Below are 15,878 nucleotides of genomic sequence, written 5' to 3'. Positions count from 1 at the left end.
AGCAGTCATCTCGGACAGCCCGGGTGTTGTCGCCAAGGGGTTCACGCGTATGATATTCATTGGATGAACGCACTGCCCGGAAGCTCCAACCATATGCCTCAGCCGCAGGGAATGGCCGCTTTTGTCATCGTCTGGGCGGGACAGGTCGTCTCCCTCATCGGAACGGCGATGTCGCAATTCGCCCTCACGGTCTGGGCATGGAAGGCGACCGGCAGTGCTATGACGCTTTCCGTCCTCGCATTCTGTGGATTCGCGCCCACTATCTTCTTGATGCCGCTTGTGGGGATCTTGGTCGATCGCTGGAACCGCAAGGTGACCATGGCGGTCAGTGACGCAGCCTCAGGGTTCGCCACGCTGGCCGTACTGATCCTCTTCGCGACTGGACGCCTGCAGGTGTGGCACCTGTACGTGACCAGCATCTTCTCGGCTTCGTTCCAGGCGTTCCAGTGGCCAGCATACTCGGCCGCCATCAGCACAATGATCCCCAAGGAGCACTATGCCCGTGCTTCCGGCATGCTGTCCATCGCTCAGTCAGCCTCCGGCATCGCAGGTCCGGCCATCGCGGGAGTCCTGGTTGCGTCCGTCGGGCTGCCAATCGTCCTCATCGTCGACATCGTCTCGTGCGTCGTTGCGGTCGGCGTGCTCGCCTTCGTGCAGATCCCTCGCCCAATGCCGTCGACCGAGCGAGTGGAGGAGCGCGGGAGGTGGTGGAGACAGGCGGTGTTCGGGTTCCGCTACATCTTCGCCCGGCCGCCGCTGCTGTCCTTGATGATGCTCTTCATTGTGTTCAACATGGTTGCCATGCTCTGCCACGGCGTCTGGAGCGCCATGCTCCTTGCGCGCTCGGGCGGGGCGGCCACGGTCCTGGGGCTGACCGAGTCGGCATCGGCCGTGGGATTTGGCCTGGGTGGTTTCCTGCTCATCGTCTGGAGTGGGCCCAGGCACAAGATGACGGGCATCCTGTGGGCGATGGTCGTGGCGTCCGTGATCGGCTCCGTCTTCGTGGGGCTGGGGAGGTCGCTGCCCGTGTGGGCATTCGCCGGGTTTGTCGGGTCGATGGCGATGCCTGTTATGAACGGGCTCAGCCAGTCCATCTGGCAGTGCAAGGTGCCGGCCGACGTACAGGGACGCGTGTTTTCGGCGCGCATGCAGCTGTCGCAGGTCGTCACCCCCGTGGCCATGATCGCCTCAGGATGGATGGCTGACCACGTGTTCGAGCCGGCCATGATGCCGGGAGGAAGTCTGACCAGGCTGTTCGGACCGCTGGTTGGCACCGGCCCCGGCGCAGGGATGGCCGCGATGTTCGTTGTCTTCGGGGTGCTGGGGACGGCCGCGGCAGTGGCCGGCTTCTTCATTCATCAGCTGTGGGACGCCGAGGAACTGCTTCCGGACGTCGTCATATCGGGTACAGCACGCGAGATAGCACACTGACACAGGGAGGACGATCATGACAGAAAAGCAGGGACAGGCATCTTCCGTCGTACGGGACGAGCTGGACACGCTGTGGCAGACTGTCCTTGACAGGGCAGCGAGCACGGGGCGGGTCTCCTCCGAGCAGGTTCCCTTCCTCCTGCCGGACGAGGTCATCACCCGGATGGATGCCGACGAGGCGTGGTCTGCCTACGTCCGGAAGCGCCTCTTCCTGGAGTACGCCATCGCGGCCGGCAGGCGGGCAGGGCACCCGCTGGACGCTGTTGTGCGCGAGCTCGACCACATGGTCCGGGCGCTCATGCCGTACACGCAGCAGTGGCAGGCCGAGGAAGACGCAGGCACAGTCCCGGTTCTGCCGACGCTCGACGCCGGTGTCCCGGAGGAGGAGCAGCTTGCACTGGTCCGGCTGAACGGAGCTGTCCTGTTCCCCGGCGAGGAGCTTCCCCTGCCGGGCAGGCACCTCCTGCTGGTCCCGGGACGGGCACGTACTGCCGAGGACGTCCTGCGGGCGTCAGCCACGTCGTTCGAGAGCTGGAGCGAAGTGGAGCGTGCAGATGCCGAGTGCCGCGATGGACTGATGCCTCTGTTCGGGACCGAGCAGGCCAGCATCGTCGTCGTTCCCGGAGCAGCGTCTCTGGGCATGGAGGTTGCGGTCGTCGCAGCGTCACCTCCAGGGGCCGTCGTCCTTGTCCTGGGGCATGGCCCGCAGTGCGACCGCATCGCGCACGTGGTGTCGCGCCGTGGCCGCGTCGTCGACGTCCTGCAGGCGCAGGACAGCGGCAGCATCGACCTGCAGGTCCTGCGCGCGCGCCTGGAGGGTACACGGCCGTCCGCCGTGATCGTGTCCCACGTGGACGCAGACAGCGGTGTCGCCGCTCCGATCGACGACTATGCCCCAGTCATCCGTGAGGTGGCTCCGCAGGCGTTGCTCATGGTGGATGGGACATGGGCTACTGGGTGTATGCCCCAGCACATGGACGACTGGCACGCCGACATCGTGTTCACAGACAGCGCCTCAGCGCTGGGCGGATGCTCGGGACTCGTGCTGGCAGCGGTGAGCAGCCGCCTGAGCGAGCGCAAGGTGCGGCGTGACGCAGCTGCGCCACTCTACATCGAACTGACCCGGTGGTCCTCACCGACGGGCGCCGAGGTGCCTCCGAGTCTTGTCTTTGCGCTCCGTTCAGCTCTGCGCGGCATCTACACCGAGGGACTGCCAGCGCGGTTTGCGCGGTGCGACGGGATCGCCCGGAGCTTCCGGGAGCAGGCCGCCCTCCACGGGTTTGGCGTTGTGGCCCCACCCGGGCACGAGGCTTCGACGCTGACGGTTCTCAGGCCGCCGGCCGGGGTGGACGTCCAGGACCTGTACGCAATGCTGGAGCGCCGTGGCATCGACGTGGGCATGGGACCAGCAGGCCTTGTTGTTGCACATACGGGGGACACCAGCCCTGATGACCTCCGGCACTTCTGGCATGCGGTGGAGGCACTGCACTTGCAGGCGTAACGGCGCCGGGACAGGTGAGAGGACTCAGTCGGTGACGGTTCGCTGCTTCCGCTGACCGGACGGCAGGCCCAGGGACAGGGCGTGCACCGGGCAGACGGCGACGCAGTCGCTGCACCGGATGCATTCCGGGTCGGTGGCATGCACGGATGGGTCCACGCCCATTCTGCACACGTCCGCGCACGCGCCACAATGCGTACAGGTATCCTCGTTCAACGTCAGCTGGACGAAGCTGACGCGGTTGAACAGCCCATAGATGGCACCCAGCGGGCAGACAAATCGGCAGAACGCACGGTAGACGACCACCGACGCAGCCACTGTCGCGACAAGGAGACTTGCCTTCCACGCAAACAGCCATCCTGCGGCACCGCGCAGCGACGCGTTCAGAGCCATCAGGGGCAGGGCAGCTTCCAGCGTCCCTGCGGGGCACACCAGCTTGCAGAACCATGGGTCCCCGACCCCGAACGCATCCCGCACCAGCAGTGGCATCAGGATGACCAGGACGACAAGCACGGCGTACTTGAGGAAGCGCAGCCGTGTGGGGCCGACGCGCGCCTTGCGTGAACGGATGCGGTACAGCAGTTCCTGGATGAGGCCGAAGGGGCACAGCCATCCGCAGACCAGGCGCCCCAGCACGACGCCAAAGAGCCCGATGAGCCCGGCGACGTACAGTGAGATGCGGTCGCTGGCCCGGTTGAAGACCGCCTGCAGTGAGCCGATGGGACACGAACCCCAGGCGCCCGGGCACGAGTAGCAGTTCAGCCCCGGGACACACACGGCCTTGCTGGACCCCCGCCAGATGCGGCCGCGCAGGAACCCGGCGAACCATGAGTTCTGGAGGACGGCGGTGACACCCTGGAACGCAGTCCTGCGTGAGCTCATGCGCCTACCCGATGCCGATGCACTGCAGGCACACGTTGATGGCCTTCGTGATCACCGTGCGGACCTCGCCGTTCATGGCGCCAAGGACGATACCGAGGATGGAGAGGACCAGCAGGAAGACCCGCAGGATCCTGACCCGTGTGCTCACCCTGCTACGACCCAGCGGGGAGGTTCGCCAGCATACCCTGGATGACGCTCATCCACTGGGCCTTGGTGCGTGATCCGGTCAATACTTCGCCCACGACGGTCCCTGTGTGGTCGACGAAGAAGGTCGTCGGCACGACGCTGACGTCGGCCAACATCTCGGTCATGATGGAACGGTCCGGGATGACGTTCGCGTAGGTGACGCCCGTGGAGCCTGTCAACTGGCGCGCGGTGGCCTCGTTCGCCGCGTCCGGCGTGTCGGCGATGACCCCCAGGATGGCAAAGTCGGCGGAAGGGAACTTAGCGGGGAGCTGGGCCAGGTCGGGCATCTCGCGGATGCAGGGGCCGCAGAACGTCCCCCAGACGTTGACCATGGTGAGGCGCTGTCTTGCGAAGAAGGTGTTGTCGACGATGCGTCCGTTCAGGTCGCTGGCGCTGAAAGGGCGCACGACGTACCCGGTGCCTAGCGTGCTGGGACCAGTCGGCGTGCTCGTGCCAGGTGTTTTCTTGCGTGCGTCCTGCAAAGCCGTGACGACGATGACGGCGACGAGGACGACCACCAGGGCCGCGATCAGGATGGTCAGTCTGCTGATTCCGTTTCTGTGCATGCGTGTTGTACTCACCGCTCACCTCACTGGGATGTCACGACCATGATACCGCACTCTTGCCCCGTGCGCAACAGGAGAAGTCAATACGACATCTTGACAATCCTGAACGAACACACAGCGTAGCATCACCGAACCGATGTTGCAGTCAGGCGTTACGTTCGTGTTTAAGCAGCGACGCGAGCACGCCTTCGTACGTCTCCAGGGTGCGCTGGTTGTAACACATGCAGGTGACGTGTTCGGGCAGGAGGTGTTCGTCCAGCCACGTGAGGATGGTCCGCAGGGCGATGCGTGTCGCCTCTTCCAGGGGATACCCGTACACGCCGGTGCTGATTGCTGGGAAAGCGACGGTCTGCAGATCATGCTGTTCAGCCAGCTCGAGACAGGACCGGTATGCGCCAGCCAGAAGCGCCTCCTCACCGTGCGTGCCGGCGTGCCACACCGGCCCGACCGCATGAATGACGTGCCGTGTGGGCAGACGGTACCCGCCGGTCAGCTTCGCCTTGCCGGTTGCGCATCCGTGCAGGGTACGGCATTCGGCCAGCAGGTCGGGCCCTGCGGCGGCATGGATGGCGCCGTCGACGCCGCCCCCGCCCAGCAGCGACTCGTTGGCGGCGTTGACGATGGCGTCACCCCTGAACCGGGTGATGTCCCCGAGTTCCATCGACAGGCGGTCAACCTTCCTCGACTTCTCGATCATGTACGCACCTCGCTCTCTCGCCCGCCGTGGTGGCGGGCACACCAGCATGATACCCACTACCGAAGGGCGCGCAAACACACAGAATGCCGTGGCGCGTTGGCTGTGGCGACGCGGGGTTCCAGGACCACGATGCTGGGATGCCGAGGCATGGGGTCGAAGTGTCCCTCAGGGCTTCAGGTCACGCTGTCTCCTGTGCGCCGCGGTCAGAAAGCGAATCCCCCGATGCATACGCATCGGGGGATTCTAGTCATACACCCGTTTCGGAGAGACTACGAGGCAGGCTTGAGGACACCGCCACCGCTGAGGGTGTAGGCTTTGCCGCTCAGCCCTGGGTTGGCGCTCTTGTCATAGGTCACTGTGTGGCCGCCCCCGATGATATTGGTGATTATTGTCCCGGAGATGCCCGCCGTGTCGCTCAAGGTTGTCAGGTGGGAATCGGCCGTGACCGTCCACGTGCTGGAGGCATCCAGCGTCAGGCTCGCGGACTTGGCTGTCTTGGCTGTATTGATGACCCCCGTCAGGGAAGAACCGTTCTTGAGGGTCAGGGCCACCGTGCTGATCTTGTCGGCCACCACGCTGCCCGCCAGGGTCTGTGCATCAGCGGTGAACTCCACGATCCCGCCGTTGGAGTCTGATGTGCCCCACTTGGTGCCGCCGGCGGCATTGATGAGGATGCCAGAAGCCACCGACACGTCCGTGTCCTTCAGTGTGATGATGGCCGTCGTATTGGTGACATAGAACAGGGGGCCGGGCGAAGCGGTGTACTTCAGCGAGCCACCCGTCACGGTGAACACGCCACGCGCGCCCTCCGCATCGCCGGACATGCTCTGGAAAATCATGACACCCCACTTGTTCGCAAAGGTCGAGGTGGTGACGCAGTTGTTGAGGGTGATTGAGTTCGCTCCTTCGATGACCGCCGCCTCGGACCCGGTGGCAGTAAGGGTCGCACCCGCAACCGTGATGGCGCCGGTCGAATAGACGGCAGGCGAATCCTGGCCGGAGGTGACGACCGTACCGCCGGTGGCCGTGATGGTCCCACCGCCGCGGTCTGTGGCGATGGCGCCAGAATTCTTGCCAGCTGTTGTCATCTTCACGTCACTGAGCGTCATCGAACCGCCCTGGGTGGCCATGACAGCATGCCCACCATCTCCCTTTGCGTCTATCGTCGTCTGGCTCAGTGTAACCTGTGATCCGGTTCCCGTGGAAAAGGCGCCGTTCGCGCCTGCACCGGTGGTCGTGATGGTGCCGCCGGTCATATGGATGGTGCCGCCGCCCGCGGCCAGAACGCGGGCGTTCTGGCCGTAGAAGCTACTGTTTCCCTGAGACGAGGTGCTGCCGCTGGTGGTGACCGTGGGGTTCGTCAGAGTCAGGACGCCGGTCCCGGTGACATAGATGGCGGACTGGTCGGCCTTAGTGGCCGTGTAGGACTGTGCCGTCGTGCTCTTGGTGCCCGAGCTGAGTGCAAACGCGCCGCTGATGTTGGTGGCCGTGCTGGTGCCCGAGGAGCCTGCCCCAGGTGCGGCCCCGGTTGGCGGCGTTCCAGTCGGCGGTGTGGTGCCGGATGTTGTCGTGCTTGTCGGCGTCGAGCTGTCGCTGGACGTGGCAGCCGACTGCGTGGAGCAGCCGACCGACACCGCCAGGATCATAATGACGAGCAGGACAAGCATAAGCGTTCTCACGGTAGTATCTCCTTGTGCCAGGGTTGTCCGGAGGAATCCTCTCGGGAAGCTGGCACTTGTAGTACGCCGTGGGGGTCCTGCCGCGTACACGAAATTGTGAAAGCGGAGGTCGACTCTGCAACTGGGACACACTAGTTTCCGGCGATCTGCTGCAGGTTTGTCGTTCCCGCGAAGGCGGGAACCCACCGACACTGAAGGGGCTTGATGCCGGCCAGCGTGGGCAGGATGAATCAGCGGGAGTCTCTCGCCGGCCAGCTGGAATGGGACAAGCGCGCCATCGCAATTCCGCTGTGCCGGCGTATACTCGTGGCAGCGCAGGAGAGTTCAAGCCGCGGCGCAAGCACGGCAGGAGGCGGCAGGTATGACACGGACAGGTCGCATCATAGTCGTCACCGTTGGGCTCCTTCTCGCCGTGACGCTGGCGACGAGGCTGACGTTCCGCGAGTACGATTTCGGTACGTCACTTCCCGGAGGATTCCCCGAGGACGTCCCGATCGTCCCCGGCACCATCACGTCCTGCAAGACAGCCCGGAGTGACGACCTGGTGCGTGTCGTCGAGGTCCACATCCAGTCCGGCCTTCCCTTTCAGGACGTCGTGCAGTTCTACCGTTCCGCGTTCGCCACTGGTGCAACGGAGCACTGGAATGTTCCGGAGTTCCCTGTGTCAGGACCCGGCGCCGCAGAGACGTCCAGCAATGCCCTCTTCAGCAAGAACACCGTCGTCGTCATGATCAACGCCACGGGGGCGACCACCAGCGTGCTGGTCCAGGTCCGGGGCACGTCCATCTTCACCTTGCCGCGCTAGTGGCTTGCCGCGCGGGCTCCACCGCCTATACTTGACTCTGGGAGCACAGACTTGGCCGACAAGCCGCAGGGCGGCAAAGGAGAGCACCATGGGACTGATCGCGAAGAACGAAGTTGGAGAGAAGGGAGTCATCCCCACCGGGACGCATGTCGCGCGCTGTTACGGCGTCATCGACCTGGGGACGCAGTACTCTGAGAAGTTCGGGAGGTGGGCGAACAAGATCATGGTTCAGTTCGAGCTGCCCGCAGATCTGACGGACGACGGGCGTCCCGCCATCATCTCCAAGAAGTACACCCTGAGCCTTAACGACAAGGCCAGCCTGAGGAAGGACCTGGAGTCTTGGCTTGGCCGTCCTGTCACCGTCAAGGAAGAACGCGACGGGTTCGCCCTTGGTTCGATGCTGGGCGCTGCCTGTCTGCTCTCGATCCTCCACGGCGAGAACGCTGAGAAGGCATACGCATACATAGCAGGCGTGATGAGCGTCCCCGAGGGCATGGTTGTCCCCGACGCTGTCAACCCTGTGGTCCTGTACGATATCGACGGTGGCGAAGACGCAGTCTTTTCCAAGCTGCCCGACTGGGTCAAGAACCTCATCCAGCAGAGCAGGGAATTCAAGGGGGACGAAGAGCCGGCCCAGACGAAAGCTGACGAGTAGGCTCCCTGCCTGAAGGAGCTTGCTAGCCGATAATCAGATCTTCAAGAGACCGCTTTGGAACGTGGTGGGTTTCTTCGGCATCTCTCCAGTACTTGATGTCTCCATTCGAAGGGACAGGCTCGATGACAACCTTCTCCTTTGGCTTGCCAAGTGCCAGAACGAACACGATTTCGTACTGGTCGGGGATGTTGAGCGCCTGTTTGAGACTGGGTTTGTTGACGGAGGCAATGATACAGCCACCAAGACCTAGTTCTACCGCTCCAAGGAGAATGCTCTGGGAACAGATGCCGGCATCCCAGTTGAAATTCGCAGAGATCTCCTTGTCTGCAAGCATGACGATATACGCTGAAGGGCGCTCTCCGACGGACGGTCCATTCCAATCCTTGAGGTATGCAGCCCAAGCAAGGGTCGGAAATATCAACACATTCTTTTCCTTTGTGCAAGACAGCATGTACCGCAGAGGTTGTCTGTTCGCGGCAGAAGCGGATAGTCTTGCAAGGTCGACAAGCTCCCTCAGCGTCTGGCAGTCTACGTCGACATCTTCGTAGAACCTGCGGTAACTCCTGTTCTTCAAAACGAGATCCCTTATCATGGCAGCCCCCTGTTCATCGTCGGTCCTCTGCTTCTGAGTCAATTGGAACCTGCTTCTTCCAGACGTCGCAGTTTCCAGCAAGTAGCCATCGGGCTAAGTGCTGCAACGCTGTGCCTGTCGACGCGTTCCGACGGATGCGCCTGCTCAGGATCGTTGCAGCAGCCGGTTGATGGTGCTCAGCAGCTCACGCAGTTCGTACGGCTTGGTTAGGAACCCCTGCACGGTCCCCTCGTCGAGCATGCGCTTGACGGTGTCGCCTGAGGTATAGCCCGAGGTCAGCAGGACCGGCACGTGCGCATCGATGTCACGAATCGCCTGGACGATGTCGTCGGTCGTCATGCCCGGCATGGTCATGTCCAGCAGGATGAGGTCGACGGTGCCCGGGTGCTCCCGGAACGTGGCCAGGGCAGATGCCCCGTCCCCGGCTGTCAGGACCGCGCAGCCACTGCGTGTCAGCAGGGCCTGGGCGACGGCGCTGACGACCGGCTCGTCCTCGACGACCAGAATGGTTCCGCTGCAGACGTTGACGGCGGAGCGGGCTGGTACGGCTGCTGTGGATGGATCGTCGAGACAGCGCGGCAGGAAGATGTCAAACACGGTGCCCGCAGCCTGAGGCACCCCTCGGATTGAACAAACATCCTCAGGGGGAGGCGAGTCTGCGGTCACCCATCCACCTGCCTGCTTGACGGCACCGTACACGATGGACAGACCCAGGCCGGTCCCGGAACCTGTGGGTTTGGTCGTGTGAAAGGGTTCGAAGAGATGCTCCCGGATCTCGTCGGGGATGCCGGGGCCGGTGTCAGCGACGCTCAGGTGGACGAACTCCCCTGGGCGTGCGAGAGGATGTTTCTGGACATATTCCTGTCCCAAGACCTCGTTCCTGGTACGTATCGTCAGTGTCCCCTTGCTCTGCATGGCGTCGCGTGCGTTGACGGCCAGGTTGAGGATCACCTGTACGATCTGGGAGCGGTCTGCCAGGACGCTCCAGGTTGTCGGCTCGACATCGCGGACGATATCGATGGTGGCCGGCAGTGACTGTTTCAGCATAACCAGCGTCGTGTCGACCGCCTCTGCCATGTCGAGGGGTACCGCTGAGACCACAGCCCTGCGGCCGAAGGTCAGCAGGCCTTTCGTGAGGTCGGCAGCCTGACGGGCGGCGGTTTCGGCTGCGTTCAGGTTTTCCAGCAACGGGTCTGTTGGGGGCAGGCTGCTGCGCATGAGGGCGATGTTGCCCAGGATGCCGGTCAGCAGGTTGTTGAAGTCATGAGCTACTCCTCCTGCCAGCTCTCCGATAGCCTCCATCTTCTGGGACTGACGGAGTTGAGCCTCTGCCTGCTTGCGCTCGGTGATGTCTTCCACGAGGCCGATGAGGTGCAGTGGTGGCTCTCCCGGGTTCCACAACGGGGAAACAGTCAAGTTGACCGAGACGGCTGTGCCATCCTTGCGAAGATAGCGCTTCTCCATGGAGTATTCATGAATCTTGCCCGCGACGAGGAGGTCCACGTTGTTCAGGTCTTCGGTCAGGTCATGGGGGTCGGTAAGGTCGTGGAAGCTCATCGTCAGCAGTTCCTCTCGCGCGTATCCGACGATGTCGGCAAAGCGCTGGTTGACGAAGACGTACTTGCCGGTCGCCGTCTCCGTCTTGGTCACGCCGATGGCCGCTTGCTCGGAGAGAGCCCGGAACTGGCTCTCGCTCTCGCGGACGGCTACAGCCGCTTGTTCACGCCGCAGCCGGTCGACCATGAGCATGCCACATTCCGCGGTCGCGATGGGATAGATGACTAGGACCGGAAAGGCGATGCTGCCGAGGACCCTGAGGGCTGTCGACAGTGGCAGCGTGAACATCAGCGCGAGCATGACTGCGTGGACGACGAGTCCCAGCGCGTACAGCGTCCTGAACGAAAGGCTGGTCAACTGGCGCCGCCGCGCAAGCCGCCAGGCCACGCCGATGACGCCTGAGGCGACGATGACGGAGACACCTGTCCACGCGCCGCCTCCGCCCTGGATCAGCCGGAACGCGGCGGTCATGAGGACCGCGACCACCGTGGGGATCGTGCCGAAGAAGAGCCCCGAGATGGCCAGCAGGACGGACCGCGTGTCAAAGTTGATGCCGGGCACGAAGGTCCAGGGCATTAGCATGACGAAGATGCCGTTCGCGCCGATGGCAATACCGGCGATCACCTGCCGTATCCACGTACCCGATATCCAGCGGACAACGTTCAGCAGGTCATAGACATAGACCAGCGCCAGCAGCAATGCGGCGTTGCCGACGAGCGCGACAAAGGACTCACGTGTCACCGGGCACCTCCCCCGCGCATGTTCCGTGCACAGGAAAGAACCATCAGCAGTTCAAGTGGCGTGCCAAGCTGCATAGCACTTCTCCCATTGCGCGGACCGTTTCGCGCCATCTGCAGACCCGTGCGGCTATTTGTCTCTCTTGGTATAGGATAGAATACAGCAAACGTTAGTCAAGCGAAATGTATTCGCGGTCAAACGGTGTTCAAACCGTGAAGTCTTCCCGCTGTTTCTTGCGCAACACGGCATACACTTTCACTTCGTTGACTGACAAGTCAATCATAGGGGGTCGTGCAGATGTCACCTCGCAGTGAAGAAGCAAACATACAGATCAAGGATGACAGACAGAAGCAGATCCTTTGCTCTGCCCTGAAGGTTTTCATCCACAAGGGCTTCGCTGCCGCAAAGATGAGCGATATCACGACAGAAGCAGGCATCAGCTACGGGCTCATGTACCACTACTTCCAGTCGAAGGACGAGATCTACGCCGAACTGGTCAGGGATGCAGTCGATTCCTCGAGACGCGTGATTGAGCTCGTGAATGCAGACGCCGGGGAGCCGATCGACAAGATGCGAGCCCTGGTCGCGCGAATCTTCAAGAGCGTTGGGGAGCAGCAATCGGCAGGATACCCCTTCGTCCTTATGATGGAGGCCATGACGAGTGGTGTGTATCCCATTCTGCCAATCGAGCATCCGCATGGCCCAGGGAGACCGTTCGACATGCTGGTCCACGTGATCGAACAGGGCCAGCAGAAGGGCCAGATAGCGCAGGGAGATCCTGCGGAGCTTGTTCAGACGTTCTTTGCAGCAATCCTCGGCCTCGCCTCGCTGAAGGTGGGTGGGACCATGGCAGCAATGCCTGACCCCGAAATACTCATGCGAATATTCCGGCCTTCCTGACCGGGTCCTTTCATAGTGCGCTTTTCCGTCATTCCCTCACAGGTGTAACATTCTCGGGACGGTTCCAAAACTGTGTAACAGGGGACAGTCGTTGTTGTTGTAACAGTTGTGCTGAACGTGTTGCAGCGAGAGTTGCCCTCGCTGCTTCCCCGAGAACTTCCTCGTCGCGAAAGGATCCTGCCTTCGCGGCGCAGGCGGGAACCCAGTTTCGTCCTTGGATCCGTCATTCCCGCGGAGGCGGGAATCCATTCCTTCGTGTGCCACTGGCCGTCATGGCAATCCCTGCGGCGTCTGGTATGATGGTGGTCATAGCGCGTTATGACAGGAGGTTCCTGCATGCACATCCTCGTCGTCTCCGATTCGCACGGCAACACGTCCAATCTGAAGGAGGCGGTGCTTCAGCATCCCGAGGTCACCCGCGTGCTTCACTGCGGGGATGGCGAGGCCGACGTCGTTGCTCTGGGCGCAGCGTATCCGTCCGTTCGCTTCGATGCCGTGCAGGGTAACTGCGACGTCAGTGCGTTGTTCCCGCTCCAGCGTCTCCTGCGGATTGCCGGCAGGCGCATCTTCATGACCCACGGTCACTGCTATGGCACCAAGTACGGCGTGGAGTCGTTCCTCGAGCAGGGGCGCAAGGACCGCGCCGACGTCGTCCTCTTCGGTCACACGCACCGCCGTCTCATCGAGCGTCAGGACGGCATCCTCCTCGTCAACCCGGGCAGCATTGCAGGCCGCTTCCCCGCCCGCACGGCGACCTACGTAGTCGTGGACCTGGCAGACGGCGTGGTCACCGCCGAGGGCTACGAGCTATAGGAAGGTGCTGCCCGGGTCCTGCGACCGACTTCTCGGGCGTGCCCAGACAGAATCATGAGAGGGTCAGGGAGTGGAATCCCGAGAGGTCACTCCTTGTACGCGTCTTTTCGGTCAGCAATGCGGGTGACGAGCACTCCGTCGGTGATCCGGATGAAGATTGCGCGGTAGTTGCCCACACGGACACGGTAGAACGTTCGGAGGTTGCCCTTCAGGTGCTCGTACTTGCCAGCCTGTATCGCCTTCACGACCACAGACCATACGCGGCGCCCGTCCTCGGATTTGTCGAAAAGGTCTTCCAAGTCTTTCCTGACGCTCTCCTTCGCAGAGATGGTCATAGAAGTGACGTCAACTCTTCAGCGGAGATGACGTTGTCTTTTGGGTCAGCAAGGCGCTGCTCGCTCATTTCGATGTCCTCGATGTCCTCAAGATACGACTCGACAGCCTTCCTAATGACCCATGCCTTCGAGCGTCCTGTACGGTGAGCAACTTCATCGATCCTTCTCCTCAGGTCTCCCTCAATGCGGAGAGAGATGATTCCTTCAGTCGCCATGGCGTAGCCTCCTTTCGTTCATTCTGTACAGACGACAATGTATTACATATGCAGCAGATGTCAACAGTCAACAGCGAGGATACGGGGTCAGCAGGCAAATAGCGGCCAACGTGGTAAGTACTCCTGGTCAGGACTGGATTCCCGCCTTCGCGGGAATGACGGATACAAGATGGATTCCCGCCTTCGCGGGAATGACAGATTGAGGGGCTAGCATACGCGGGGATGGCACATTCGACTGCAGCACTCTTGCCTGAAACGGAACCGTCCCCAGAGTGTTACAGAACCGGAACCGTCCCGAGAGTGTTACAGTGGGGGAAATGAAAACGCCCCCTCGTGTGAGGGGGCATCTGCATCTAGTTGAGAGGGGGCGTACTGCCCATGAGGACGGCACGTCGCTGCGTCTTCAGGACGCCGAGGCCGTCATCCAGTACTGTGAAATGAACGTAGAAGCCATTGGGCTTGAGGTCCGGTGGGATGAGCCAGGAGCTCTCGAAGTCGTCGCTGGTCCCAACGGGGATGGTGAGCTGCGTAACGACCTGGGCGAATGCCTTGCCCTTTGACCACCGGTAGACGAGGTTGCCTTCGGCGTCGGTGACGGTCCAGTCATACTGCTGTGAGGAGGGGAAGGTCAGAACGAGTGGTTTGTCAGTCAGGTTCGTGATCGTGTACTTGACCCTGATGGTCGTCCCCACGCGGTAGATGAGCTTGTCCGTCGTGAACTTGACGTCCAGGTCTACCATGCTTGCCTTGCCGACCGCGAACTGTGTCTTCGCTCCAGTCGGTTCGGTGGTCGTGCTGGTCAGCACGAACTCCAGGTCATAGCTGCCGAGAGCGAGCTCCTTGGGCAGCTGCCACGAGCCCTTGAGTTCCATAGTCTCGCCCATCATGACGGTGCGGGTGCTCATGACGTCTGCGAACATCCGGTCAGTCGACCACCGGGCAACTATCCTGCCGGCGCTTTCCCGCAGAACGAGATCATAGACCTGGGATGACGTAAAGGTCAGGACCAGAGGCTGGTCGTTGCCATTGTACAGGGTGTAGCGCCAGTCGATGGCCTCGCTCGGCATATACGACAGCTTGCCTGTCGTCAGCGTTGCCGTTGGCGGCGCGTAGCGGATGCCTGCGAGCGGGTCGGCCGCATTCACCCGGCGTACGCTCACAGTAAGTGCCAGCGCAGCTATCATGAGGATGATCAACAGTCTCTTCATCGGTTTCACCTCCATATGGCGGCCCTTGGGGTCACCATCCTTCGTGCAATTGGACGGCCGTCGCGGGTTTTGGTTCCCACAGTTCATCACAGAAGAGCTCATGTTCAGCAACGTCTCATCTCCTCAGGCGTTGCGAGGAGGCTCCTGGTGGCGTCTGAGCGCTGTCCCTGGATCACAGCTTTGTGCATTGTGACGTGAATGTCAAGGGCGTCCTTGCATGGTTCGGGGCATGGAGTATGGTTTGGGTAGAGGCCGCAAGGCCTGACAACTACAGGAGGCGTGACATGCTGCGACCGATGCACTTTGACCTGATGGCGAGAGACCCGGCGCGTGCGATCGCATTCTACAAAGCGGCGTTCGGCTGGACCGTTGAGAAGTGGGATGGACCCTTCGATTACTACATGATCACGACTGGTGCGCCCGGTGAACCAGGCATCGATGGAGGTCTCTCTCCATCCACCAGCGAGACTCTCGAAACGAACCTGACCCTTGGGGTGCTGTCCCTGGAAGAGGCCATGGCGACTGTCACTGCTGCCGGAGGGACGATCGTAAGGGATATCCAGACAATCCCCGGGGTGGGACGCATGGTGACCTGCAAGGACACGGAAGGCAACAGCTTCGGCCTGATGGAGGAACCCAAGCCCGACAAGGGTGTCGAACTCGGCGAGCATTCGGGCGTCTAGAAAGCTGAGGTCAGTCTCAGCCTAACCAGGACATGCAAAAACCCCTGTGCCGTGAACCGGCACAGGGGCGCGTGTTTCTTAGGGACGGCTACTTGTCGCCGTTCAGGACCTTCAGCCGCTCTTCGTACTCTTCCTTGGTGACGTCGCCTCCGGCGAACCTGCGCCTGAGGATGTCCAAGGCTTCGTCCTGCTTGCTCTCCATCAGGTCGCGATCGTCATGCATGCCGTGCATGTGACGCATGTAGCCCATACCGCAGCCCATACCATGTCGTCTCCATGTCGCCATGCGGATGATCCAGACGATGAGCGTGATGAAGAACACCAGGCACAGCAGGCCCATGAATAGATGCCCACCGCCCCACATGCCGCCCCAACCGCCGCGTTCGAAACCACCATATCTCCAATATCCCATCATATGTATCACTTCTCCTTTCTACG

The 15,878-nt window shown here is 61.9% G+C and carries 17 protein-coding genes; 7 read left to right on the top strand and 10 right to left on the bottom strand.

The genetic code is table 11. The annotated features are described in order from the left end of the window. Positions 1–63 precede the first annotated feature (63 nt). Together C0398_02875 and C0398_02870 are read left to right on the top strand one after the other, a co-directional pair. A complete protein-coding gene (locus C0398_02875; GenBank protein ID MBA4364936.1) occupies positions 64–1,431 on the top strand; it encodes an MFS transporter in 1,368 nt (455 codons plus the stop codon). Between the two features lie 16 nt (positions 1,432–1,447). Continuing rightward, entirely contained in the window at positions 1,448–2,932 is a 1,485-nt protein-coding gene (locus C0398_02870; GenBank protein MBA4364935.1) for a hypothetical protein, read from the top strand. A 24-nt stretch (positions 2,933–2,956) separates the two neighbouring features. On the opposite strand, the gene C0398_02865 is transcribed toward C0398_02870, so the two are convergent. The 4 genes from C0398_02865 to C0398_02850 all read right to left on the bottom strand — a co-directional run bounded on the left by C0398_02865 (position 2,957) and on the right by C0398_02850 (position 6,927). Next, positions 2,957–3,811, bottom strand: a complete 855-nt coding sequence (locus C0398_02865; GenBank protein ID MBA4364934.1) for a 4Fe-4S ferredoxin — start codon at positions 3,809–3,811, stop codon at positions 2,957–2,959. 152 nt (positions 3,812–3,963) lie between these two features. Beyond that, a complete protein-coding gene (locus C0398_02860) occupies positions 3,964–4,578 on the bottom strand; it encodes a hypothetical protein (GenBank protein MBA4364933.1) in 615 nt (204 codons plus the stop codon). Positions 4,579–4,708: 130 nt separating this feature from the next. Continuing rightward, positions 4,709–5,230, bottom strand: a complete 522-nt coding sequence (locus tag C0398_02855; GenBank protein ID MBA4364932.1) for an O-acetyl-ADP-ribose deacetylase — start codon at positions 5,228–5,230, stop codon at positions 4,709–4,711. A 299-nt stretch (positions 5,231–5,529) separates the two neighbouring features. Further along, positions 5,530–6,927, bottom strand: coding sequence for a hypothetical protein (locus C0398_02850; protein MBA4364931.1), 1,398 nt, complete (start codon positions 6,925–6,927; stop codon positions 5,530–5,532). A gap of 373 nt (positions 6,928–7,300) precedes the next feature. Here C0398_02850 and C0398_02845 point away from each other — a divergent pair, with 373 nt between their 5' ends. Continuing rightward, on the top strand, positions 7,301–7,744 hold the full coding sequence (locus tag C0398_02845; protein MBA4364930.1) for a hypothetical protein: 444 nt from the start codon (positions 7,301–7,303) through the stop codon (positions 7,742–7,744). An 88-nt stretch (positions 7,745–7,832) separates the two neighbouring features. Continuing rightward, complete coding sequence (locus tag C0398_02840) at positions 7,833–8,399, top strand: hypothetical protein (GenBank protein MBA4364929.1); 567 nt, start codon at positions 7,833–7,835, stop codon at positions 8,397–8,399. A 22-nt stretch (positions 8,400–8,421) separates the two neighbouring features. On the opposite strand, the gene C0398_02835 is transcribed toward C0398_02840, so the two are convergent. Both C0398_02835 and C0398_02830 read right to left on the bottom strand, forming a co-directional pair. Next, positions 8,422–8,991 (bottom strand): nitroreductase, encoded by a 570-nt coding sequence (locus tag C0398_02835; protein ID MBA4364928.1) that lies wholly within the window; start codon positions 8,989–8,991, stop codon positions 8,422–8,424. Positions 8,992–9,135: 144 nt separating this feature from the next. After that, a complete protein-coding gene (locus C0398_02830; protein ID MBA4364927.1) occupies positions 9,136–11,289 on the bottom strand; it encodes a hypothetical protein in 2,154 nt (717 codons plus the stop codon). Between the two features lie 294 nt (positions 11,290–11,583). Here C0398_02830 and C0398_02825 point away from each other — a divergent pair, with 294 nt between their 5' ends. Both C0398_02825 and C0398_02820 read left to right on the top strand, forming a co-directional pair. Beyond that, positions 11,584–12,186 carry a hypothetical protein gene (locus C0398_02825; GenBank protein ID MBA4364926.1) on the top strand — a complete coding sequence of 201 codons (603 nt, stop codon included), beginning with the start codon at positions 11,584–11,586 and terminating at the stop codon, positions 12,184–12,186. 318 nt (positions 12,187–12,504) lie between these two features. Continuing rightward, positions 12,505–12,999 carry a metallophosphoesterase gene (locus C0398_02820; protein MBA4364925.1) on the top strand — a complete coding sequence of 165 codons (495 nt, stop codon included), beginning with the start codon at positions 12,505–12,507 and terminating at the stop codon, positions 12,997–12,999. Between the two features lie 86 nt (positions 13,000–13,085). On the opposite strand, the gene C0398_02815 is transcribed toward C0398_02820, so the two are convergent. The 3 genes from C0398_02815 to C0398_02805 form a co-directional block, all read right to left on the bottom strand. After that, positions 13,086–13,334 (bottom strand): hypothetical protein, encoded by a 249-nt coding sequence (locus C0398_02815; GenBank protein ID MBA4364924.1) that lies wholly within the window; start codon positions 13,332–13,334, stop codon positions 13,086–13,088. Further along, positions 13,331–13,549 (bottom strand): CopG family transcriptional regulator, encoded by a 219-nt coding sequence (locus tag C0398_02810; protein ID MBA4364923.1) that lies wholly within the window; start codon positions 13,547–13,549, stop codon positions 13,331–13,333. Before C0398_02810 ends, C0398_02815 begins: the two co-directional genes overlap by 4 nt. 353 nt (positions 13,550–13,902) lie before the next feature. Beyond that, positions 13,903–14,868 (bottom strand): hypothetical protein, encoded by a 966-nt coding sequence (locus tag C0398_02805; GenBank protein ID MBA4364922.1) that lies wholly within the window; start codon positions 14,866–14,868, stop codon positions 13,903–13,905. Between the two features lie 173 nt (positions 14,869–15,041). Here C0398_02805 and C0398_02800 point away from each other — a divergent pair, with 173 nt between their 5' ends. Continuing rightward, complete coding sequence (locus tag C0398_02800) at positions 15,042–15,440, top strand: glyoxalase (protein MBA4364921.1); 399 nt, start codon at positions 15,042–15,044, stop codon at positions 15,438–15,440. Between the two features lie 88 nt (positions 15,441–15,528). Here C0398_02800 and C0398_02795 read toward each other — a convergent pair whose 3' ends face one another. Further along, positions 15,529–15,855, bottom strand: a complete 327-nt coding sequence (locus C0398_02795) for a hypothetical protein (GenBank protein MBA4364920.1) — start codon at positions 15,853–15,855, stop codon at positions 15,529–15,531. Positions 15,856–15,878 lie beyond the last annotated feature (23 nt).

This window comes from Coprothermobacter sp. (genome assembly GCA_013824685.1).
Classification (GTDB): Bacteria; Caldisericota; Caldisericia; order Cryosericales; family Cryosericaceae; genus Cryosericum.
This window is presented reverse-complemented; position numbering and strand designations above follow the sequence as displayed.